This window comes from Phycisphaeraceae bacterium (assembly GCA_015709595.1).
Lineage (GTDB): Bacteria > Planctomycetota > Phycisphaerae > Phycisphaerales > SM1A02 > CAADGA01.
In genome coordinates, this window is the sequence record CP054178.1 from 3,059,538 (window position 1) to 3,079,102 (window position 19,565).

The following is a 19,565-nucleotide window of genomic DNA, read 5'->3' on the forward strand; positions in this document are numbered from 1 at the left end:
GGAACCGATCGAGTTCCCATCATGCCGAATCCCCCCATCTTGACAGGGATGCGGCCCTTTCACGGGGCAACGTGCATTGACGATGCGCGACCATCCCTTCCCTCCGCAATGTTGGCGGATTTCTTTTGCAACCAGCCGGAGTTGCGGTAGGATCACGATCGGCAACAACGTCTGCGGCGCGGCGTTCGTGCCCGCAGGGTTGGTTGAACAAGCGACGCTCCCGATTCGGAAAGCCGCCGTGCAGCGGCTCCGGGGGGCAGCGAGAGGAGATAGACATGAAGAAGGTTCTTGGTTTTGCAGCGGTGGCTGCCGCGTTTGCTGGCGTGGCTCAGGCCGACGTGCTCTGGCACCAGGCCCCGAATACGGGCGCTGCCGCGTACGTGGATCAGGAGTTCTCCGACTTCCCGACGTTCAGCACCTACGGCGTCAGCGACGTGACATTCGGCGCCGCGGCGACCATCACCGATGTGACGGTGTACTTCTCGGTCAACGCCGGCTGGCCGGGCGTGATCACCCAGGGGCGGCTGAACATCTTCGCCAAGACCGGGTCGCTGCCTGGTGGTGGCGATGATCCCGGAACGGGCACTGTGGTCAACGTGGTGGTGACCAACATGGGCACCCACATGACCATCAAGGCGAGCGGCTTGAACATCGGCGTCGGCGCCGGCTCGTACTGGATCGGTCTGACCCCGATGACCACGTTCGGCACCCACGGGCAGGCCTTCAACATGCAGGCCACCGGCAATGTCGGCGACCCCACCGCCTTCCGCAACCCCGGCGGCGGCTTCGGTCTCGGCACCGCGTGGGGCACGAACGTTCTGTTCGGTGGTCCGGGCTCGGATCACGCCATCACCATCGAAGGCACCGCCATTCCCGCCCCTGGCGCGCTGGCTCTGCTCGGCGCTGCGGGTCTGGTGGCCCGTCGTCGTCGTCGCGCCTGAATGCGATGACCGCATCGTGAGCGCCCGACCAGTCGGTCGCTCCTGAGAGACATCACCCAGCCCGGCCCGCCTCGCGCGGGCCGGGTTGCTTTTTGGCGATCTTTCTCCCGGTGTTCGGACGATGCAGGATTCGGCGTTCCATGATGGCGCGGACAGGAGGTCCGTGATTTCCAACTCCAAGGTGGTCGATGCGGCGTCCACCCTGCGATTATCTGCCTACAGTCACCGCACGGAGGATCGTCCGATGGGTGGATCACGAATCGTCGGGGCGGGTCGTGCCGGGGGTTTGTTCCGAGGGCTGACGCGGGGGATGATCGTGTCCGGGTGGGTTGCCGGCGGGGTGATGCTGGCCGCCATCGCGGGAGGCGGCCTGCTGGGCGGGTGCAGTTCGTTCACGGCGGACTTCGCCGCGTTGACCGAAGACCTCATGCCGCCCACCCCCAGCGAGGCGGCGGTGATGATGATGGACCAGTACGACGCCGAGAAGCGTCGCCGGGGAACATCCCTCATCGCCAACTCACCCTTCGGCGGGGCTGATCCCTACGTCAAGTTCTACGCCGACCGGCTCAACCCCGATCACCCGGACCGGGAGACGAACCCGATCGTGATCGCCACGCTCATCCGGGCGCTGGCGCGTCATGGTCAGCCGCCTCACGCGCTGACCATCGCCACGTATCTCACCCACGAGTCGATCCAGGTGCGGTGGGAGGCGGCCAAGGGCCTGCAGCGGCTGCACAACCCCGCCGTCACGGGCGCCATCTGCGCCGTGGTGCTCAGCGAAGCCCAGCCGGCTGATGTGCGGGTGGAAGCGGCGGACGCGCTGGGGCAGTACCCGGAGGATCGGTCGTTCCAGGCGCTGGTGGCGGCCTTGTCGGCGCGGGAACTGATGCTCAACCGCATCGCGGCCCAGTCGCTGGCCACGCTGACCGGGCAGGACTTCGGGGAGGACGCCCGCGCCTGGCTGCGCTGGTACAACAACAATCCAGCGCCCTTCGCGGGCAAGCGCGAATACCTCTATCCCACCTACCAGCGCGACGACACGCTGTTGGAAAAGGTGGCTTTCTGGAGCAGGAAGACGTGGGAGACGCCTCAGCAGCCCGCGGGACTTCGGCCCAGCGAGCACAAGTCCACCTATGGCGACGCCGATAACAGGAGCGGCGGGTCGGGCGGCTGATGCCCGCTCGCCTCGATGGTCCTGATCCCGGCTTGCCTGGCCCGATTCAGTCAGGGAGCCGGGGGAGTTGTCATGCCCAGCGCATCCAATGCGACATCCCGGCGCGGTCCACGCAGCGCGGCCGAGGGCCTCACCGCATCGAAGGTCATCGGAGATGGCGTCATGCGAGCCCTCGTGGCGGAGCGCGGCGCGGCGCGGCTGGAGCGCCGTCATCCGGTGCCCGCGGCGCGAGAGGGTGAGGCGATCCTGCGCGTGACACGGGCGGCGGCGTCACGGCTCGAGGTCGAGGCGGCGTCCGGATTGTTCGGCTTCACCGGCGTGCCGGGGTGCGATGGCGTGGGCGTGGTGGAAACCGGCGGCGGGAGAAAACTGGCGGGCAAGCGGGTGGTGTTCTCACCCGTCGTCTCATGCGGCCGGTGCGCCCTGTGTACGCGCGGGCTGCCCGTCCACTGCCGCAAGCGCGAGGTGACGGGGCTGCTGGGGCGCGACGGCGTGCTGGCGGAGCGCGTCGCGGTTCCGACGCGCAACCTGGTCGAGGTTCCCGAGAACGTGGACGACGATCGGGCGGTCTTCGCCCACGCGGTGGGGGCGGCGCTGCAGGCCTCGCGCCAACTGCGCATCGAGGGCAAGCCCTACATCACGGTGCTGGGCGATGGTCACCTCGGGCTGATCACGGTGCAGATTCTGGCGCGGCTCAACGCCTCGGTGCGCCTGCTGGGGCGATTCTCGGAAAAGCTCGCCCTGTGCGAGAAATGGGGCGTCAAGCATCGGCACATCGACGACGTGGGACGCCGGGCCGATCAGGACATCGTGGTGGACTGCACGGGCGCGCCCGACGGCCTGGAGCTGGCGATGCGCCTGGTGCGCCCGCGCGGCAAAATCCTGCTCAAGTCGCTGATGAGCCAGCCGACGCTGCAGGGCGCCGGCGCGGTGGGCGGCGTGGACCTGTCGCCGCTGGTGGCGTCCGAGGTTGAACTCATCGGCTCCTTCGGCGGCTCCGTGGCGGACGGGTTGCGCCTGATCGAGCAGGGCAGGGTGGACGTGGTGTCGCTCATCACCCGACGCATGCGACTGGACGACGGTCCGGCCATTCTGCGCGCCGCGGGCAGCCCGGAGAGCATCCGCGTGCTGGTGACCCCGTAGCGAACCTATCCTCGGTCATGCGCATTCTTCTGACCGGGTTCGAACCGTTTGGCGGTTCATCGGTGAATCCCTCGCGCGAAGCGGTGCTGGATCTGGCCGCCGGCTGGGCCGCGGGCGGCGCAACCGAAGTGGAGCTGCACGCGCTGATTCTGCCCGTGGTGGGGGGCGTCGCACCGCGGCGCGTGTGTGAGGCGATCGACCGGCTGCGACCGCACGCGGTGGCGTCGGTGGGTGAGTCATCGCGGGCGAGCGCCATCACGTTCGAGCGGCTGTTCATCAACGTGCGCGACTACCGCATCCCAGACAACGCGGGGCGAACGGCGCGCGAGCGACCGATCGTGCCCGGGGGACCGCTGGTGCTGGAATCATCACTGCCGATCGACGCCATGCGTCGCGCCGTGCGGAAGGCGGGCGTGGCGGAGGCGGCGTCGTACCACGCGGGCACGTTTCTCTGCAACGAAATCGCATACGCGACGCAGGCGCACCTGAGAGCATCGAGGTCGCGCGGACGCATCCCCGCCGGGTTCATTCACGTGCCGCGATTGCCGGCGCAGTTGGCGGGCTCGCCAGCGGGCGAGGCCGCTGCGCCGTCGATGCCGCTGGAGGACATCGTGCGCGGACTCGATGCGGCGCTGCGGGCGCTCATCCGGTCGTTGAGAGGTGCTCACACGCCATGACCAGGTCGCGGACCTCATCAGCGCAGCCCCACGACAGCGTGAAGCCCGCGCCGCCGTGCCCGTAGTTGTGGATGACGTGGCAGCCGTCGCCGAGCGGCCGGCGCTCCAGTCGAACGGCGTCACGACCGGGCCGCAGTCCGACGCGCACGCCCAGCACACGGGCGTCGGCAAGCCGGGGTTCGAGTCGGCGGCAGGCGTCAAGGATGCTCCGCGTGACCGATTCATCCGGCTCGACAGTCCACTCGCCTTTCCGCGACGTGCCGCCGAGGATGCAGTCGTGCGTGCGCGGAATGAGGTAGGTCACGCCTCGCGGGTGGTGATCGTCGGAGAAGCCGCGCGTGATGCCGGGGGGGCGCTCGACGCGGACGACCTGCCCCTGGATGGGGTACACGGCGTCGTCGCCGACCAGTTCCCGTGCGCCCAGCCCCGTACAGTTGACGATGATGCGGCGCGGGGCGCGCAGTTCATCGAGCGACGTCACATCGCGCTGTTCGATCACGGCGCCGAGCGCCGAGGCGCGATCCATCAGCCAGGGCATGTAGACCGAGGTGTCGGTCACGGGAGCGTCGATGACCCATCCGGCGCGGTAGCCCGTGGGCAGTTCGTGCGCCGCAGCCGGACGGGCACCGGGGATCATCGTGGCCCACCACGGCGTGGCGTTCGCGTCCTCGCCGCCGCCCGGTTGGATGAGTTCGACATACGGGATGACGGAGACGCCCGGTACCCCCGCGCGGGCCATGTCATGCAGGGTGCGGTACGTCGCCGCGCCCCACGCGGTGACCTTGTCGCGCGGGCCGGCCATGTAGGGGTACCACACGGCGGCCGCCACGCTGGAGGTGATGTGGGGCGCGACGGCCCGGGCGAGGAGCCGCACGGAGAAGCTCGCTTCGAGCAGCCGGATGGCGCACGACAGCCCGGAGACGCCCGCTCCGATCACGACGATCTCGTTGGTCCGCGCCGATCCCATGAGCGGCGATTGTACGACCGGGCCGGCATCCGTCGCAGGGGCGGTCGAATGCCCCCGTTTCGGGTTCCCATCACCGCCCGCTACAATCGCCGGCTTTGAACGATGATCGTTCGACAACCGGCGGCATGGATGAGCCAGCGGTGGAGGTCTCGACCCCCCTGAACCCCGATGCCCCGCCCAGCGGCCAGGCGGTGGTGGAGGAAACCGAGGCCCTTGGGCAGACCGAGGGCGTCATCCGCTCCGGCAAACTGGCGGGCAGGACGCTGTGGTCGGCGGTGTGGATTCTCGCCCTGCCGATCATGCTCCAGCAGACCATGCAGGCGTGCGTGGGGCTGTTCGACAAGATCATCGCCGGCTCGCTGCCGGGCGACATGGTGGTGCCCGCCATCGACGGCTTGGGCGTCGGGGCCTACGTCGGCTGGTTCACGGGCATCGCCATGGCGGGGCTGGGCATCGGCGGGCAGGCGATCATCGCACGGGGCATCGGTGGGGGCGACACGACGCTGTCCGCCCAGGCGCTGGGACAGTCGATCTCGCTGAGCGTCATCTGGGGCGCGCTGGTGGGCGTGACGCTGTGGTACGCCGTCACCCCGCTGGCGGCGGTGTGCGAGCTGACGCCCGCCGCCACCATGTACGCCGAGCAGTACGTGCGCGTGATTGCGGTGGTGATGCCCTTCACGGGCATCATGATGGTGGGGGGGATGTGTCTGCACGGGGCGGGCGAGACAGCCAAGCCGTCGATCATCGCGCTGGCGGTGAACGTGGTGAACATCCTGGCCTCGTGGACGCTGTCGGGCGTGGATGTCAGCGTGGGTGGAAGCGTCGTCGAAAACCCATTCCCGTTCGACCTGCACGTCTATGGCATCGCGGGCGGTACGGCGGCGGCGTACGTGGTCGGGGCCATGATGACCCTGCACGTGCTCATCCGCGGTGTGCGCGACCTGCGTCTGGAGGCGCCGCGGCTGGCCCCGGATCGTTCGATGACCTGGCGCATCGTACGCATCGGCGTTCCGGGCTTCGCCGAGGGCATCTCGATGTGGCTGGTGAACCTGTTCGTGCTGCGCTTCATCGGCGAGATCGCCCTGCGCGAGGCGCAGCGCGGCGGATCGGGCGAGGGGCTTCAAGGAGCGCACATCATCGCGGTGCAGTGGGAGGCGTTCAGCTTCCTGCCCGGCTTCGCCATCGGCACCGCGGCTGGGGCGCTGGCGGGGCAGTACCTCGGCGCGGGCAATCCGCGCATGGCCCGCAAGGCCATTCTGGTGTGTTTCGCCGTCGCCGCGTCAATCATGGGGGTGCTGGGATTCGTCTACATGTTCGCGGGTGAGTTCCTCACCGCGATCGTCAGCACCGCGCCGGTGCACCTGGAGAACGTGCCGCCCGTGCTCTTCATCTGCGGGCTGGTGCAGGTCTTTTTCGCGGGCGTGCTGGTCATCAGGCAGGGGCTGCGCGGGGCGGGTGACTCCACCTGGGCGTTCATCATCACCTCGGTGTCGTGCTATGGCGTTCGGCTGCCTGCGGCGTACATCCTCGGGGTGACGTACGACCTGGGTCTGCCGGGCGTGTGGATCGCCCTGTGCGGCGAACTCATCGTGCGCTCACTGCTCTTCGGCGGGCGCTTCCTGCACGGCGGGTGGGCGAGGATTCGCGTGTGACCGCGACCGGGCGCTTTGACTGGAACGCAAGGTCGAGACGATCAGAAGAAACGGCGATGGCGGCGTCATCACGCCCCGAGCGCCAGCCGCTCCGCCAGGATCGACGGCAGGCCCGCCGCATGGGTGGCGTCCTGCGCGGCGTCGATGTCGTACATCACGCGTCGGATGGTGAATGTCCAGCGGCGCGTGTTGAGCACGCCGAAACTCGCCCGTGGGTCGTTGTCACGCGGCTGGCCCACCGAGCCGGGGTTGCAGATGTAACGGCGTCCGGATTTGAGGGCGAGCGACTGTCCGTCCAGCAGCGGGAATGATGCAATCTCGGCGGGCTTGAAGTAGTCCTCGACGTTGGCGCTCGGCGCCTCGAATACCGCGGGCACGTGGGTGTGACCGACCAGGCACACTCGAACATCCACGCCTCGAAACGCGCGGGCCGCCATGCCCGCGTCGTGGATGTAGTCGTTCGGCCCCGGCACCGGGCAATTGTGGATGCACATCACGTCGTTCTCGACGTAGGTGACTTCTGGCAGCAATCGAAGCATGTCGAGCTGATCCGCCCGCATGGCCTCGCGCGTCCAACGGATGGCTCGAAGGGCGTTGCCGTTGAAGGTGGCGGCTGCGGCGAGGTTGAAGGCCGCCTCGTCGTGATTGCCGCGCACCGAGTGGCGGCAGCGCGCCATCACGAGATCGAGGCACTCGCCCGGGAATGGGCCGTACCCGACGATGTCGCCCAGGCAGATGATCTCGCGCAGCCGCAGGCGGCGGATTTCCGCCAGCACGGCCTCGAGGGCGTGCAGGTTGCCATGGATGTCCGAGATGACCGCGATGCTGGTCATGCGTCTCCCGTTTATCGGGTGGATCGGGGGAGAATGTCAGTGAAACGCAGGAGGAAGGCGTCAAGGGATCAGGGCATCGAGACCTTGGAACGTGCAGCGATCCAAGCCGCTCGGAACCGGGCACCCGGGACTCGCGGCGAGGCGCGATCTGGCGCAAGTTCTGCGCGTCGTGCCCAAAGGCGCTTCAACCCTACACTTGTGTGTACCGTCCGCAAGGAGTTCCGATGCCTCTGTCGTCCGAGCAGATTCTCGATGCCCTTCGTACCGTGCAGGATCCCGACCTGAAGCGCGACCTCGTCACGCTGAACATGGTCAAACAAGCCGAATCGCGCGGCAGCACGGTGGCGGTGACGATCGAGCTCACCACGCCCGCCTGCCCCATGAAGGATCGCATCCGCGCTGACGTGGAGCAGGCGATCCGGGCGAAGAGTGCGTCGGCTGGCCAGCCAGTTGATGGTGTTGACGTGACATTTACCGCCAACGTGCGCACGCCGCAGGACCAGTTTCAGGGTCGTTCTTCCCCGCTGCCGGATGTGCGGCACGTCATCGCCGTGGGCGCCGGCAAGGGAGGCGTGGGCAAGTCCACGGTGTCGGTGAACCTCGCCGTCGGGCTGGCGAGACAGGGGGCGTCGGTCGGGCTGCTCGATGCCGACATCTACGGCCCCAGCGCGCCCACCCTGCTGGGGCTGGAAGGTCATCGCGTGCGTCTGAAGACGGAGCAGATCCTCCTGCCCATCGAAGTGCATGGCATCAAGGTCATGACCATCGGCAAACTGGTCGATCCCGACAAGGCGCTCATCTGGCGCGGGCCGAAGGCGCATGGGGCGTTCAACCAGCTGGCGATGCAGACGGAATGGGGTGAACTGGATTACCTGATCGTGGATCTGCCGCCCGGCACCGGCGACGTGCCACTCTCGCTGGCGCAGCTGCTGCCGCTCAGTGGAGCCGTGATCGTGTGTACGCCGCAGAAGGTGGCGCAGGATGACGCGCGGCGGGCGGTGCGTATGTTCCAGCAGTTGGGCGTGGAGATTCTCGGCATCGTCGAGAACATGAGCTACTTCGTGGGCGATGACGGCAGGACATACGACCTGTTCGGGCGCGGCGGCGCGCAGATGATGGCGACGGATCTGTCGCTGCCTTTTCTGGGCGCGATGCCGATCCACATGGACCTGCGGGTCAACAGCGACGCGGGCACGCCGCTCAGGAACTGGGGCAACCCCGTGCTGGCGCGAGAGATCGACCACGTGTGCGGCGAAGTGGCGCGGCAGGTCGCCATGCGGGCGATGGCCGGCAAGTTCGTTCAGCCGACGCTGTCGATCCGGTAGCGTCCGGGTGAATCATGCCCGGATGCGAGGATCGACCGTGGCGCGTGTCGCCGCGCGTGTTTCATCGCTGAACCCCTGGCGCAGTCGCTGCCACACGCTCACGGTTGCCTTCCGGGCGGCGGGCAGGCCGCGATGCCAGACGGCGTGAGCCGAATCGCGGACGGCGTTCGTGGTGGTTTCACTGGCTCGGTTCAGTCGATCGCGCCAGCCCGGAACGGCGGTTGCGGATGAGCGGGAGGCGCTGGCGTCGCTTGCATCGGCATGGGACGATGGGGGCGCGGGGAACGACTTCGCCGGATCGGCGCCGGACGAAGCAGGGGCATGACCGGCATCGCGCGACATCCACGCGCGAGCGATCGTGCAGCCCAGGAGACACGTCATCAGCAGGCCTTGCAGTCCGAAGCCGACGGGTGAGATGGAGGCAAGATATAGCGTGCCCAGCGTCCACCACGACGCCCAGCCGATGAGGACCGCGTGACCGAGGCGCCGGAAACGGCGGACGGGCAGCAGCGTCATCACCGTCGCGGTGATGACGGCGGCGATCTGCGTCCACAGCAGGGCCGTTCCCAGCCAGCCGGCATAGGTCAGCCCCCACACGGTGTGATCGACGCCCGCGGACTCCAGCCCGAAGACGCGGCCCTGGCCGCCGCTCAGGGCGATCCAGACCAGCCCAAAGATGCTGGCGCCAATGAAGAACCACGAGCCGCCCAAAGCCCACTGGCGACGCGTGAAGCCAGGGTTCGCGGCCTGCGCGACCCGGCGAACGGCGGCGGGGGGGTTCCAACCAGGCATGATGCGTCTCCCAACGGCGGGTTGCCATTCGGTGATTGGGAGAGCGGGGGGTCGGGTTTCATTCAACCGAGAGAGAGCAGAAACGTGACGAAGCGGTACTGGACGACCGACGAGGCGATGAACAGCACGAAGAAGGACGCCAGCCGCCACGGGGCGGCGATGATGGAGCGAGCGCGGGATGAACTGTCGCCGGGATCAACGCCGCATTCGGAGCACACGCCTCGCGGCTGGCCGCGCCGGTCGTAGCCGCAGTTGGGACAGAGGTGCGGGGTGACCGGCCGGCGGATTCGGAGTCCCATGACCGCGACCGGCAGCAGCATGAAGTGAATCGCCGGTAGTTGAGTGAAGAAAAACGTCTCATCCATGCCGAAGAGTCGGACCCCGGCGGCGACGAGCCCCAGACTGAGGGGAGGAAGCGTCACCAGCGGGGTGGTGAAACGAATCGACAGACCCCACCCCGCGAGGCAGAACGGCGGCGAGAGAATTAGGCCGCACAGTCCCCCGATCACCAGACGCATCAAGCCCGGCTGAGAGAACAGCCCCTGGTGGGCCGCCATCGGCGCTGCGTTGATGAGGCCAACGGCGATCGACGTTCCCACCAGCAGGCCGATTCGCAGGACCGTTGTCCCTCGGGGGGCTTTCGTGACATGTGCAACACGGTCGCCCGCGATCGTATTTCCACCCGTCTGTTCCGATGGGTCTGAATCCGTCACGGGCGCCATGCTAGCACAGGGCTCACGCGATGGCGGCGACGGGCGAGGGTTTGACACGCCTTCTCCGGGCGATACGCTGCCCGTATGGACCGCGGAGATCACGTCCAACACAGCATTCGCACGGTTGGTCCCGTGATTCGCGCCGACCTTGGCCGCCGCAGCACGCCCAACCCCGCCGACGATGCCGGGATTGCGGCGCTGGCTTTTCAGCACGATCTGGTCCTGTTGATGCGAGATCGTCTCTTCGAGTCCGTCCCGCGGGCGCCGCGGCGATGACCCGACCCCGCTACGACCTGCTCGCGATCGACCTCGATGGCACGCTGCTGGGGCGCGACGGCGGCGTGTCTTCGGCCAATCGCCGCGCGCTGCAAGCCGCCCGCGATGCCGGCATCGAGGTCATCATCGCCACGGGCCGTGCATGGGTCGAATCGCGACATGTCCTCCACGACATCAGGCACGAGGGGGTGTTCATCGGCGCGGGCGGGGCCACCCTCAATCGGTCCGAGGACGGCGCCACCCTGCGGCGTCACGTGATGGACCCCACGCTCACCGTCCGCATCGCGAGGTCGTTGATTCGTCACGGCCACCTCGCCCACCTGCTCAAGGACGGCCCCCGATCGGGCTACGACTACTTCATCGTGGGCGAGGGCGAACTCGACCCGGCCACACAGTGGTGGTTTCGCTCCTTTCCCGTGCGGGCCAGATTCGCCGAGTCTGTGGAACTCGATGACCACCCTGACGAGACGCTGCGCTGCGGCACAGTGGCGGTGTCGGGTTCGCTGCAGCGCGTGGTGGACGAACTGCGCGAGGACCTGGGCGACCAGGTCTTCATGCAACACTGGGCCGCCGTCACAGAATCGCAGGCGGTCGGCGCCGCCACGCACCTGCTGGAGGTGTTCAACCCGCGCGTGGACAAGTGGACCATGCTTGCGGAGTACGCCGCCCAGCGGGGCGTGCCGCCCGAGCGCATCGCGGCCATCGGCGACGGGCTGAATGATGTGCGCATGGTTCGGCAGGCGGGACTGGGCGTCGCCATGGGCAACGCCGACCCGCGCGTGCGCGACGCGGCCGACCGTCACGCGCCGGATCACGACCGCGACGGCGTGGCCTACGCCATCGAGCGTCTCTTGCACGGCGCGTGGTAATCCGCATTCTCTCAACCAGTGGGCCGCTCGATCCAGCGCGTGAAGCAGCGGTTGCACAGGGTCAGCCGCACGTGCCGGTGAACCTGATCCATCAGCTCCCGCTCCGACAGATCGCGCATCGACTCCACGAGCGAGGCGATGCCGTCCCCTTCGTCCTCCGCCGGATCATCCCCGTCTGGCGGCGAGGGGTCGGCGACCGCGTCGATGGCGACCACCCAGAACTCGCCGCGCCCCGTCCGAAGCAGCGCGCCGCAGCGGTGACAGAGTGACGGATCGGCCTCCACGGCGGATGATAGGGGTCGAGCGCGCGTTTGACGGAATGCGCCCTGATCCTCACGAGGATATGTCCGCCCCCTCCCGCACGGCCGACACGGCCGTGGCATGCGGCGAGCGTCTCGCGTCAGACCTCGAATCGCATCTGATCGCGATCGCGGATGAAACGAAGCTCCAGGTATCGAGCCACGTAGTCGAGAATGCTCGTCGTCTCGGGAATCGAGGGATTGCTCGTCGGCCCCATCGGCTCGAAGCGCATGCCGCGGAAGCGGTCGCAGGCGTCCTGCAGGGGCAGGCCGTACTGCAGGGCGATGGAAAAGGCCCGGCAGAATCCCTGGATCAGGCCGGAGAGCGTGGAGCCCTCCTTGCTCATCTTGATGAAGATCTCACCCGGCTGGCCGTTCTCGAACAGCCCGACTGTCAGGTATCCCTCGTGTCCGGCGATGGCGAACTTGTGCGTGACGGACCGGCGCGTGGTCGGCAGCACGCTGCGTCGGTTGGCGGTAAGCATGGGTGGTTGCACCTCGTCGGCCATGAAGACACTGTAGGTCGCAGACGCGGCGCGTCGATGACGCTGATCCGTCTGGCGTCCCGCGGTTGAAGATATCGGTCTGCCCGCCGCGTTCTGTGCATATTCAGGTCGGCGTGGCGCTCAGACGCCAACCGATCAGTGCGCCGCCAGTGACCAGTGCGGCGAGGCCCAGCACGATCCGCGGCGCTCCCCGCAGGTGAGTCGCTCCAGCCACCCCGAGCGCCGCCAGAATCAGCAGCGACCCTTCGATGGCAAGGTGGGCGAAGCCGGTCGCCACGCCGAACGAGGCGGCCTGCAGGATCCGGTCGTCACCGTCGGACCCGCCTGCGGAGAACCACGTCGCCCGCACCAGCCGGGCCACGGACACCATGCCCACGCACAGCATCGCGCCGTAGACGGCCGCCCATGCGCCGATCGAGAGCGTCGCCAGCGGGCTGTGCCTGGCGAGGATGCCCAGCGTCATCGCCCCTTGCAGGACGACGACGCCCGTGGCGAGTCGGAGCGGTTCGTCAGTCCGCATCAGAGCCGTCAGGGCGGCCTGCGCGGCTGAGAGGATCAGAATCACCAGCAGTCCGCCGGGCACGTGCGGCTCAGACCCGTGGGGCGGCACGCGGGGGGTGTTGACCCACAGCAGCACCACCGCGGAGGCGAAGAGCGTCTGCCCGACGCCGATCGACAGCCGGTTGGCCGATGCCAGCAGCAGCGTCACCGCGCCGACGAGCGCGAGCATGAGCAGGGGGAAGAGCGCCCCGCGCAGCGACAGCCGCCGCGAGACGCCCAATGCAACCGCCCCGACCGCCAGCAGGGCGAACCCGACGGCTGGCGCGACGGTACGACCGCTCCACCACGGTACATCTGCCACGGGCCGTGCGGCCAGGGCGATCAACGGACCGATCAGCACGATCGGTAGCCACAGGTCGGTCATCAGCCCTCTGGCCGATCCGTGCGACATCGCCGGGCTCGCCAAAGCGGGCGCGACCGAGCGGATCACCGTTCGCACCAGCAGGGCGGCGGCAACGGCGTGGATAGCGAGAAGCAGCCAGTCAACCATGCGGGAGGCAGTGTAGCGATGCCGCGCGACCACCGTCCGGGCGCGACTGCCGTCCGCGTGGCGATACGCCCGTATGCTTGCCCGGATGCAGACGCTCTCCGACATCCGGGCCATGCTGGCGGCCAGGGGCATCACGCCCAAGCATCGGCTCGGGCAGAACTTTCTGCACGATCAGAATCTCATCCGCAAGTTGATTGACGCGGCGGGCGTCGCGGCGGGCGAACTCGTGCTCGAGGTCGGCCCCGGCACGGGCGCGCTCACCGAGGCGATGCTGGAGCGCGGTCTGACGGTTGTCGCCGTGGAACTCGACGCCGACATGGTCGCGATCATCCGCGAGCGGCTGGCGCGGCATCTCGGCGGCTCGCTCACGCTCATCGAGGGCGACTGCCTCGACGGCAAGTACGCGCTCAACCCCGCGATCGCCGCCGCCCTTGCCGGGCGATCCTTCACCCTTGTCGCCAATCTGCCCTACAACGCCGCGACACCGCTGATGATGAACCTGCTGGTGGATCACCCGGAATGCCGCGCGTTGTTCATAACGATCCAGAAGGAAGTCGCCGAGCGGCTGGTCGCGAAGCCGGGCACGAAGCAGTACGGGCCGCTCGCCATCATGGCCCAGATGCTGGCGGCGGTGGAGGTGATCGCCACGCTGCCGCCTACCTGCTTCTGGCCCGCGCCCGAGGTGACAAGCGCGATGGTGGGGGTGAGGCGGAGGGGAGAAGAGAAGCCGTCAGCCGTCAGCCATCAGCCGCCGGTGGAACCGGGAGCGACGCTCACGCCGGATGAAGCGCGGTCGCTGTCGAAGTTCGTGACAGGTCTGTTCACCAAGCGGCGCAAGCAGTTGGGCACGATCCTCGGGCGCGATCGTGCCGACTGGCCGGAGGGCGTCACGCCCGACCTGCGTCCGGAGGCGCTGACGCCGGCCCAGGCGGTGGCGTTGTGGCGGGTCGTGGCCCGTTGATATCCATGTCCATCCGTGTTCATCCGTGGTTACACTTCGACCATGACCCAGGATCTCCGAATCGGCATCATCGGCGGCAGCGGGCTGGGCGAGGCCCTGCTGGGCGGCGTCGAGGCCCGCGTGACCGGTGAGCACTTTCCCGACACGCCCTTCGGCAAGCCCAGCGGGGTCATCACGCTCGGATCGTTCGGCGAGGCGCCCGTCGCTCTTCTCGCGCGGCATGGCGCCGGTCACATCATCAACCCCGCTGCCGTGCCGTCGCGGGCCAACATCTTCGCGCTCAAGCAACTGGGGTGTACGCACATCATCGCGTCGGGGGCGACCGGCTCATTGCGCGAGGCGATCGAGCCCGGGCACCTGGTGCTGTGCGACCAGCTAATCGACCGCACCAACGGGCGAGCACGCACGTTCTACGAGCGGGCGGCGGTTCACGTGGAATTCGCCGATCCCTTCTGCCACGTGATGCGGGCGTGGCTCAAGGAGGCCGCCCAGTCGCTCGACGACGTGACCGTGCATGACCGGGGCACCTATGTGTGCATGGAGGGACCGGCATTCTCCACGCGGGCGGAGTCGAACATGCACCGGCTGTGGGGGGCGGATGTGGTGGGCATGACCGCCCTGCCCGAAGCCCGGCTGGCGCGCGAGGCGGAAATGGCCTACGCCCTCATCGCTCTGCCCACCGACTACGACTGCTGGCGACCCCGCGGCGACCACGCGGGGGGGTCGCTGCTGGAGGAGATCATCGGCAACCTCCGCCGAGCCGTGGATGCGTCCATCGCGCTCATCCGTGCGGCGTTGAGCGACGTGACAATCCTGCGGGAGCGTCCCAGCGCGGCCCACGACGCGCTGCGGCTGGCGATCTGGTCGGACAAGGCGAAGATCCCCCGCGAGGAAGTCGAGCGTCTGCGGCCGCTCTGGGGGCGGTATGTTCCGTGACGAATGGGCTGCTCGGTTGGAATCTCGGAGCAGATTCCGCTCTCACCGGGAGAGGGCCGGGGGTCGTTTGATCGCGTTCGATGTCGTCGGCGGCCGCCTTCTCCCAGCGGGAGAGAGTCGGGGTGAGGGCGTTTCTTGGCCGGAAACGATGCATGAGGACTCCGATCAAAGTACGGCGAGATGCTCCAGGGGTTCCGCTTGTCGATGCCGCCGCCTCTTTCGAAACCCTCCGGTGTCGTTGGATCGTGATCCGGAGTGTTCGGGATTCGGGATTGGGGGTGCGACCGCCCGGTAGACGCCCCATCCTCCCTTGACCTTCCGATCGACCGGGCTACATTGTTCACACCTCGCCGGCACGTCCGACGTGGCGTACAATCGACCGCTGATTCAGCACATCTCGGGGCGGTAGCTCAATTGGTTAGAGTGCCGGACTGTCGATCCGGTGGTTGCGGGTTCGAGTCCCGTCCGCCTCGCTTCGATAAACCTTGCTGAACCCGTAGGTTACGGGTACCCCCCGAAGGTCGGGGGCGCAGCTCGAAACGATTTCCGCGCGGTGCGCGCACCGCGCTGGAGTTTCGGGAGGTGCCCCCGTGCCGAAGACCCCGGGCTATCGCAAGCGCCACGACCGCAACCAGGCCATCGTCACCCTGACCGACGCCGGGACCAAACGGCGGCGGGATTACTGGCTGGGCGAGTACGGCTCGCCCGAGAGCCGCGAGCTGTACCACCGCGTCGTCGCCGAGTGGGAGGCCAACGCCCGCCGCCTGATCGACCCTGACTTCGAGAAGCCCGCTGCTGGCGGGCCGGGCGGCGACGACGGGGCGGACGGCTCGGGCGGCATTACCATCTCCGAGCTGTGCGCCCGCTTCTGGCGGATGCGTGCACCGCAGTTCAACGCGAACGAGCAGGGTCACTTCAAGGCCCTCATCCGGCTCCTTCGGCGCTCGTACGGCTCGACGCCCGCTTCCGCGTTCGGGCCGCGGCGGCTACAGCGGCTCCGCGACGAGATGATCCGCGACGACGAGGAGAGCGGCCGTCGGGGCTGGGGCGTCACCTACACCAACGCGCAGGTGCGGCGACTGTGCCGGCTCTTCAAGTGGGCGGCGTCGCAGGAGATCGTCTCCGCGAGCGTGAGAGTGGAGCTGCTGGCGGTGGACCCGCTCAAGCCCGGGCGCTGCGGGGCGCGGGCTGGGCGGGTCGTCAAGCCCGTCCCGGTCGAGGTGGTCGAGAAGACGCTGCCGTACATGGCCAGCCCGGTCGCCGCGGCTGTGCGGTTGCAGTTGCTCACCGGAGCCCGGCCCGACGAGGTGCTCAGTCTGCGGCTGTGCGACATCGACACATCGAGCGGCGACGGGGTCTGGGTGGTCCGCCCCGAACGGCACAAGACGCAGTACATGGGGCACGACCGAGTGCTCTTCCTCGGCCCCAAGGCGCAGGCCGTGCTGGAGCGGTTCATGGACCGCCCGCCGGGCGCGTACCTCTTCTGCCCCGCGGAGGCGGACGCCGAACGCCGCGCGTCCCGGGCGGCGGCCCGCACGACGCCCCTCTCGTGCGGCAACCGTGCCGGGACGAACCGCAAGGACGAGCCGAAGAAGGCGGCGGGTGAGCGCTACGACGCGCGGGCGTACTACCGGGCGGTGCAGTACGCTTGCGACGTAGCCTTCCCGCCGCCACCGCCGCTGGCCAAGCGGGACGACGAGACGAGGGAGGCGTGGCGGAAGCGCCTGTTGGAGACGGGACTGAAGGCCGACCTCGACGCCTGGCGCAAGGAGCACCGGTGGTTCCCGTACCAGCTCCGCCACACGGCCGCGACCCTCTACCGGCGGGAGCACGGCTTGGAGGCGTCGGCCCTCGTGCTCGGGCACGCGAGCGCCCGCGTCACGGATGCGGTGTATGCCGAGCGCGATCAGTCGAAGGTGGCCGAGATCATGCGGCGGGTGGGATAGAGCGATCCGCAGTAGTATTCAGCATGCCGACTCGGGAGATCACCGCGCACCATGAGGACTTGATCTACTCTGCGTTGCTCGCCTCGTTCTGGCGAAAGCGGGCGCTTGCGAAGTTCCTTCGGAGCTGCGGGATCTCCGAGAACTTCGTCGCCTCCTGGCATCAGGAGGAGTCGAAGCGGGACTTTCTCGATCGACTCTTTGAGCGACTCCGGTCGACCGACAAGGGGCCGGCGGTCCTTCGTCAACTGGGACGAGAGCTGGCTGAGCAGGTCACATTCCCGGACCTGCAGGGATGGGAGGATACCGAACAGAAGACCAGACAGGCGGTAGAAGCGGTCAATGCCTTGCGTCACTATCAGACGGACGAGGCCGAGCGCGTTCGCCAGGAGAGGCAGCGAATTGAAGCCCGGGAGCGATACGCCGCCGAACGCGCTCGGGCGGCTCGTTCACAGCAGTCCCTTGCGAAGTTGAAGCAGCGGCTGGACGAGCTGACGGGCAGTCTTGGCACGCAGAAGTCCGGTTACGACTTTGAGGACTGGTTCTTTGACCTTGTTCAGTTCTCAGAGGTTGATGCCCGACGCCCGTACAAGCACGAGGATCGACAGATCGACGGGTCGCTCTCGCACAACGGCACCACATATCTTGTCGAGCTCAAGTTCACGATGGAACAAGCGGGCGCGCCGGATGTTGACGTCTTCCGCCGAAAGGTCGAGACGAAGGCCGACAACACGATGGGCATCATGATTTCAATGGCTGGGTACTCCTCGGCCGCGATCTCGGCAGGCTCGGGTCCGCGAACACCGTTGTTGCTGCTCGACCACGCACACATCTACGCGGTGCTAGGCGGCGCGTCTGACCTGCGGTCGGTCATTGAGCGAGTGCGACGTCATGCCTCTCAGACTGGTGAGGCATTCTTGCCCTTTGCGAAGTTCAATGGCTAAGGGCACTCGCTCCGTCGCATCCCGAGTTACCCACAACGGAATCTCGGAGGAATTCTGATTGTCGTGAACGGCCCTCCCATCGCGGGAGGGCCGTTGTCGTTGGTGGGCCGCGCGGTAACTCGAGTTACCGAGTTACGGCCGCAAAACAGCGTGGATTCTTCCCCCGTCGCAAGCAGCCCGAGCCCCGTGAGGGCCGGGTCAGACGAGCGAGGAGTTCCACGTGTTCCAGCAAGACTCAATCGGTAAGGCGACGGACGGGAACGATGAGGCACCTGCTGCGGAAGAGCATATCACGCTCTCGCAGGCGGCGAAACTCGCCCCGGGCCGACCTTCGCCCAACTGCGTGTGGCGGTGGTGCCGCGAGGGCGTCAAGGCTGCGTCCGGCCAGCGCGTGCGGCTCAAGCACGTGCGCTTCGGCTCCCGCATCTACACCACGCGCCAATGGCTGAGCGCCTTTGGCCTCGCACTTGCCGAGGCGGACGCTGCCCACTTCGAGCGTGGCGAACAGGCCACGGAGGTCAGTGCTCCTCCCACATCGCCCCGCCGTAGCGGGCGTTCACGCGGAACCGCGCGCGATGAGGCCCGCCGTCGCCACGACCAGGCAGAGCGAGAACTCGAGGAGGCGGGCCTGTGAGCACCACGTTTCCTCTCTCGACCGGCCCGCCGCTCGTGCGGCTCGGCCAAGGCGATTACGTCCGCGACATCTTTCCGCAAGACCTCATTCCTGATGGAGACCACATGACCACGAACACCCTGATGAACCAAATCACCAAGGGTCGCAGGCCCAAGCCCCGCCGTGTGATGCTGTACGGCACGCATGGGATCGGCAAGAGCACGTTCGGCGCGATGGCCGAGAATCCGATCTTCATCCCGACCGAGGACGGCCTCGGCGACATCGACTGCGAGTCGTTCCCGTTGGCCAAGTCGCTCGGCGATGTGATGGCCGCGCTCGAGTCCCTGTACTCCGGCGAGCACGGATACAGAACTGTCGTCATCGACTCGCTGGACTGGCTCGAACGGCTCATCTGGCAGGAGGTCTGCGAGGACGAGCAGGCCGAGAGCATCGAGAAGATCGGGTACGCGAAGGGGTACGCCTTTGCCATCGAGAAGTGGCGGACGGTGCTCGGCGCGCTCGACGCCCTCCGCAGTGACCGTGGCATGACGGTGATCGTCATCGCGCACGCCAAGATTGAAAAGTTCGAGAACCCCGAGACGGTTCCCTACGACCGCTACTCGCCCCGGCTGCACAAACTCGCGTCAGCGCTCGTGCAGGAATGGGCCGATGAGGTGCTCTTCGCCACGTACAAGGTTCTCACCGTCAAGGTGGACGAGGCGTTCAACAAGGCCAAGCACAACGGCGTCGGCACGGGGGAGCGGATCATCCGCACCGTCGAGCGGCCGGCGCACGTCGCCAAGAACCGCCTGAACCTGCCCGAGGAGTTGCCGCTCGACTACCGCGTCTTTGCGGAGCACGTCGCCGCCTCGCGCGGTGAGGCCGCCCCGATCACCCCCACCCAGAACACCGACGCCGCGCCCAGCGAGGGCGCGGTCGCAACCAACTGA

At 67.8% G+C, this 19,565-nt stretch carries 20 protein-coding genes and 1 tRNA gene; 14 read left to right on the forward strand and 7 right to left on the reverse strand.

All coding sequences use genetic code 11. The annotated features are described in order from the left end of the window. The first annotated feature begins 275 nt into the window (after positions 1-275). The 4 genes from HRU76_12925 (at position 276) to HRU76_12940 (ending at position 3,935) form a co-directional block, all read left to right on the forward strand. Positions 276-941: a hypothetical protein gene (locus HRU76_12925; GenBank protein QOJ18435.1), complete on the forward strand. Its 666-nt coding sequence runs from the start codon at positions 276-278 to the stop codon at positions 939-941. A gap of 163 nt (positions 942-1,104) precedes the next feature. Continuing rightward, on the forward strand, positions 1,105-2,115 hold the full coding sequence (locus tag HRU76_12930; protein ID QOJ18436.1) for a HEAT repeat domain-containing protein: 1,011 nt from the start codon (positions 1,105-1,107) through the stop codon (positions 2,113-2,115). Between the two features lie 162 nt (positions 2,116-2,277). Next, entirely contained in the window at positions 2,278-3,258 is a 981-nt protein-coding gene (locus HRU76_12935; protein QOJ18437.1) for an alcohol dehydrogenase catalytic domain-containing protein, read from the forward strand. 17 nt (positions 3,259-3,275) lie between these two features. Continuing rightward, a complete protein-coding gene (locus tag HRU76_12940) occupies positions 3,276-3,935 on the forward strand; it encodes a pyroglutamyl-peptidase I (GenBank protein ID QOJ18438.1) in 660 nt (219 codons plus the stop codon). Here the strand turns inward: HRU76_12940 and HRU76_12945 are convergent. Further along, the gene (locus tag HRU76_12945; GenBank protein QOJ18439.1) at positions 3,901-4,902 is read right to left on the reverse strand and encodes an FAD-binding oxidoreductase; all 1,002 of its coding nucleotides are present in this window, start codon (positions 4,900-4,902) and stop codon (positions 3,901-3,903) included. The two genes, HRU76_12940 and HRU76_12945, sit on opposite strands and share 35 nt — an antisense overlap. Before the next feature lie 95 nt (positions 4,903-4,997). Between HRU76_12945 and HRU76_12950 the strand changes: the two genes are divergently transcribed. After that, entirely contained in the window at positions 4,998-6,554 is a 1,557-nt protein-coding gene (locus HRU76_12950; GenBank protein ID QOJ18440.1) for an MATE family efflux transporter, read from the forward strand. A 68-nt stretch (positions 6,555-6,622) separates the two neighbouring features. Here the strand turns inward: HRU76_12950 and HRU76_12955 are convergent, their stop codons facing one another. Further along, complete coding sequence (locus HRU76_12955; protein ID QOJ18441.1) at positions 6,623-7,387, reverse strand: metallophosphoesterase family protein; 765 nt, start codon at positions 7,385-7,387, stop codon at positions 6,623-6,625. A 224-nt stretch (positions 7,388-7,611) separates the two neighbouring features. On the opposite strand from HRU76_12955, the gene HRU76_12960 reads away from it, so the two are divergent. Beyond that, a complete protein-coding gene (locus HRU76_12960; protein ID QOJ18442.1) occupies positions 7,612-8,712 on the forward strand; it encodes an Mrp/NBP35 family ATP-binding protein in 1,101 nt (366 codons plus the stop codon). Between the two features lie 12 nt (positions 8,713-8,724). Here the strand turns inward: HRU76_12960 and HRU76_12965 are convergent, their stop codons facing one another. Together HRU76_12965 and HRU76_12970 are read right to left on the reverse strand one after the other, a co-directional pair. Next, positions 8,725-9,504 carry a hypothetical protein gene (locus tag HRU76_12965; GenBank protein QOJ18443.1) on the reverse strand — a complete coding sequence of 260 codons (780 nt, stop codon included), beginning with the start codon at positions 9,502-9,504 and terminating at the stop codon, positions 8,725-8,727. A 62-nt stretch (positions 9,505-9,566) separates the two neighbouring features. Next, positions 9,567-10,061, reverse strand: a complete 495-nt coding sequence (locus tag HRU76_12970) for a hypothetical protein (GenBank protein QOJ18444.1) — start codon at positions 10,059-10,061, stop codon at positions 9,567-9,569. Positions 10,062-10,489: 428 nt separating this feature from the next. Here HRU76_12970 and HRU76_12975 point away from each other — a divergent pair, with 428 nt between their 5' ends. Next, entirely contained in the window at positions 10,490-11,362 is an 873-nt protein-coding gene (locus tag HRU76_12975; GenBank protein ID QOJ18445.1) for an HAD hydrolase family protein, read from the forward strand. Between the two features lie 11 nt (positions 11,363-11,373). Here the strand turns inward: HRU76_12975 and HRU76_12980 are convergent, their stop codons facing one another. The 3 genes from HRU76_12980 to HRU76_12990 all read right to left on the reverse strand — a co-directional run bounded on the left by HRU76_12980 (position 11,374) and on the right by HRU76_12990 (position 13,218). Then, on the reverse strand, positions 11,374-11,646 hold the full coding sequence (locus HRU76_12980; protein ID QOJ18446.1) for a hypothetical protein: 273 nt from the start codon (positions 11,644-11,646) through the stop codon (positions 11,374-11,376). Positions 11,647-11,762: 116 nt separating this feature from the next. Then, a complete protein-coding gene (locus HRU76_12985) occupies positions 11,763-12,170 on the reverse strand; it encodes a hypothetical protein (GenBank protein ID QOJ18447.1) in 408 nt (135 codons plus the stop codon). A 100-nt stretch (positions 12,171-12,270) separates the two neighbouring features. Beyond that, a complete protein-coding gene (locus HRU76_12990; GenBank protein ID QOJ18448.1) occupies positions 12,271-13,218 on the reverse strand; it encodes a hypothetical protein in 948 nt (315 codons plus the stop codon). An 85-nt stretch (positions 13,219-13,303) separates the two neighbouring features. Between HRU76_12990 and rsmA the strand changes: the two genes are divergently transcribed. The 7 genes from rsmA (at position 13,304) to HRU76_13025 (ending at position 19,565) form a co-directional block, all read left to right on the forward strand. After that, on the forward strand, positions 13,304-14,179 hold the full coding sequence (rsmA, locus tag HRU76_12995; protein ID QOJ18449.1) for a ribosomal RNA small subunit methyltransferase A: 876 nt from the start codon (positions 13,304-13,306) through the stop codon (positions 14,177-14,179). 42 nt (positions 14,180-14,221) lie between these two features. Further along, the gene (locus tag HRU76_13000) at positions 14,222-15,115 is read left to right on the forward strand and encodes an MTAP family purine nucleoside phosphorylase (GenBank protein QOJ18450.1); all 894 of its coding nucleotides are present in this window, start codon (positions 14,222-14,224) and stop codon (positions 15,113-15,115) included. 399 nt (positions 15,116-15,514) lie between these two features. Next, positions 15,515-15,588 (forward strand) — tRNA-Asp (locus HRU76_13005). A gap of 117 nt (positions 15,589-15,705) precedes the next feature. Next, complete coding sequence (locus HRU76_13010; protein QOJ18451.1) at positions 15,706-17,061, forward strand: tyrosine-type recombinase/integrase; 1,356 nt, start codon at positions 15,706-15,708, stop codon at positions 17,059-17,061. A 23-nt stretch (positions 17,062-17,084) separates the two neighbouring features. Continuing rightward, the gene (locus HRU76_13015; protein ID QOJ18452.1) at positions 17,085-18,002 is read left to right on the forward strand and encodes a hypothetical protein; all 918 of its coding nucleotides are present in this window, start codon (positions 17,085-17,087) and stop codon (positions 18,000-18,002) included. A 220-nt stretch (positions 18,003-18,222) separates the two neighbouring features. Beyond that, positions 18,223-18,636: a DUF1580 domain-containing protein gene (locus HRU76_13020; GenBank protein ID QOJ18453.1), complete on the forward strand. Its 414-nt coding sequence runs from the start codon at positions 18,223-18,225 to the stop codon at positions 18,634-18,636. A gap of 104 nt (positions 18,637-18,740) precedes the next feature. Further along, a complete protein-coding gene (locus HRU76_13025) occupies positions 18,741-19,565 on the forward strand; it encodes an ATP-binding protein (protein ID QOJ18454.1) in 825 nt (274 codons plus the stop codon).

Coding starts and splice junctions, on each gene's coding strand:
- HRU76_12990 (QOJ18448.1), bottom strand. CDS start 13,218: ATGGTTGACTGGCTGCTTCTCGCTATCCACGCCGTTGCCGCCGCCCTG.
- HRU76_12965 (QOJ18443.1), bottom strand. CDS start 9,504: ATGCCTGGTTGGAACCCCCCCGCCGCCGTTCGCCGGGTCGCGCAGGCC.
- rsmA (QOJ18449.1), top strand. CDS start 13,304: ATGCAGACGCTCTCCGACATCCGGGCCATGCTGGCGGCCAGGGGCATC.
- HRU76_12985 (QOJ18447.1), bottom strand. CDS start 12,170: ATGGCCGACGAGGTGCAACCACCCATGCTTACCGCCAACCGACGCAGC.
- HRU76_12925 (QOJ18435.1), top strand. CDS start 276: ATGAAGAAGGTTCTTGGTTTTGCAGCGGTGGCTGCCGCGTTTGCTGGC.
- HRU76_12960 (QOJ18442.1), top strand. CDS start 7,612: ATGCCTCTGTCGTCCGAGCAGATTCTCGATGCCCTTCGTACCGTGCAG.
- HRU76_13025 (QOJ18454.1), top strand. CDS start 18,741: ATGACCACGAACACCCTGATGAACCAAATCACCAAGGGTCGCAGGCCC.
- HRU76_12975 (QOJ18445.1), top strand. CDS start 10,490: ATGACCCGACCCCGCTACGACCTGCTCGCGATCGACCTCGATGGCACG.
- HRU76_13015 (QOJ18452.1), top strand. CDS start 17,085: ATGCCGACTCGGGAGATCACCGCGCACCATGAGGACTTGATCTACTCT.
- HRU76_12935 (QOJ18437.1), top strand. CDS start 2,278: ATGCGAGCCCTCGTGGCGGAGCGCGGCGCGGCGCGGCTGGAGCGCCGT.
- HRU76_12955 (QOJ18441.1), bottom strand. CDS start 7,387: ATGACCAGCATCGCGGTCATCTCGGACATCCATGGCAACCTGCACGCC.
- HRU76_13000 (QOJ18450.1), top strand. CDS start 14,222: ATGACCCAGGATCTCCGAATCGGCATCATCGGCGGCAGCGGGCTGGGC.
- HRU76_12945 (QOJ18439.1), bottom strand. CDS start 4,902: ATGGGATCGGCGCGGACCAACGAGATCGTCGTGATCGGAGCGGGCGTC.
- HRU76_12940 (QOJ18438.1), top strand. CDS start 3,276: ATGCGCATTCTTCTGACCGGGTTCGAACCGTTTGGCGGTTCATCGGTG.
- HRU76_12970 (QOJ18444.1), bottom strand. CDS start 10,061: ATGGCGGCCCACCAGGGGCTGTTCTCTCAGCCGGGCTTGATGCGTCTG.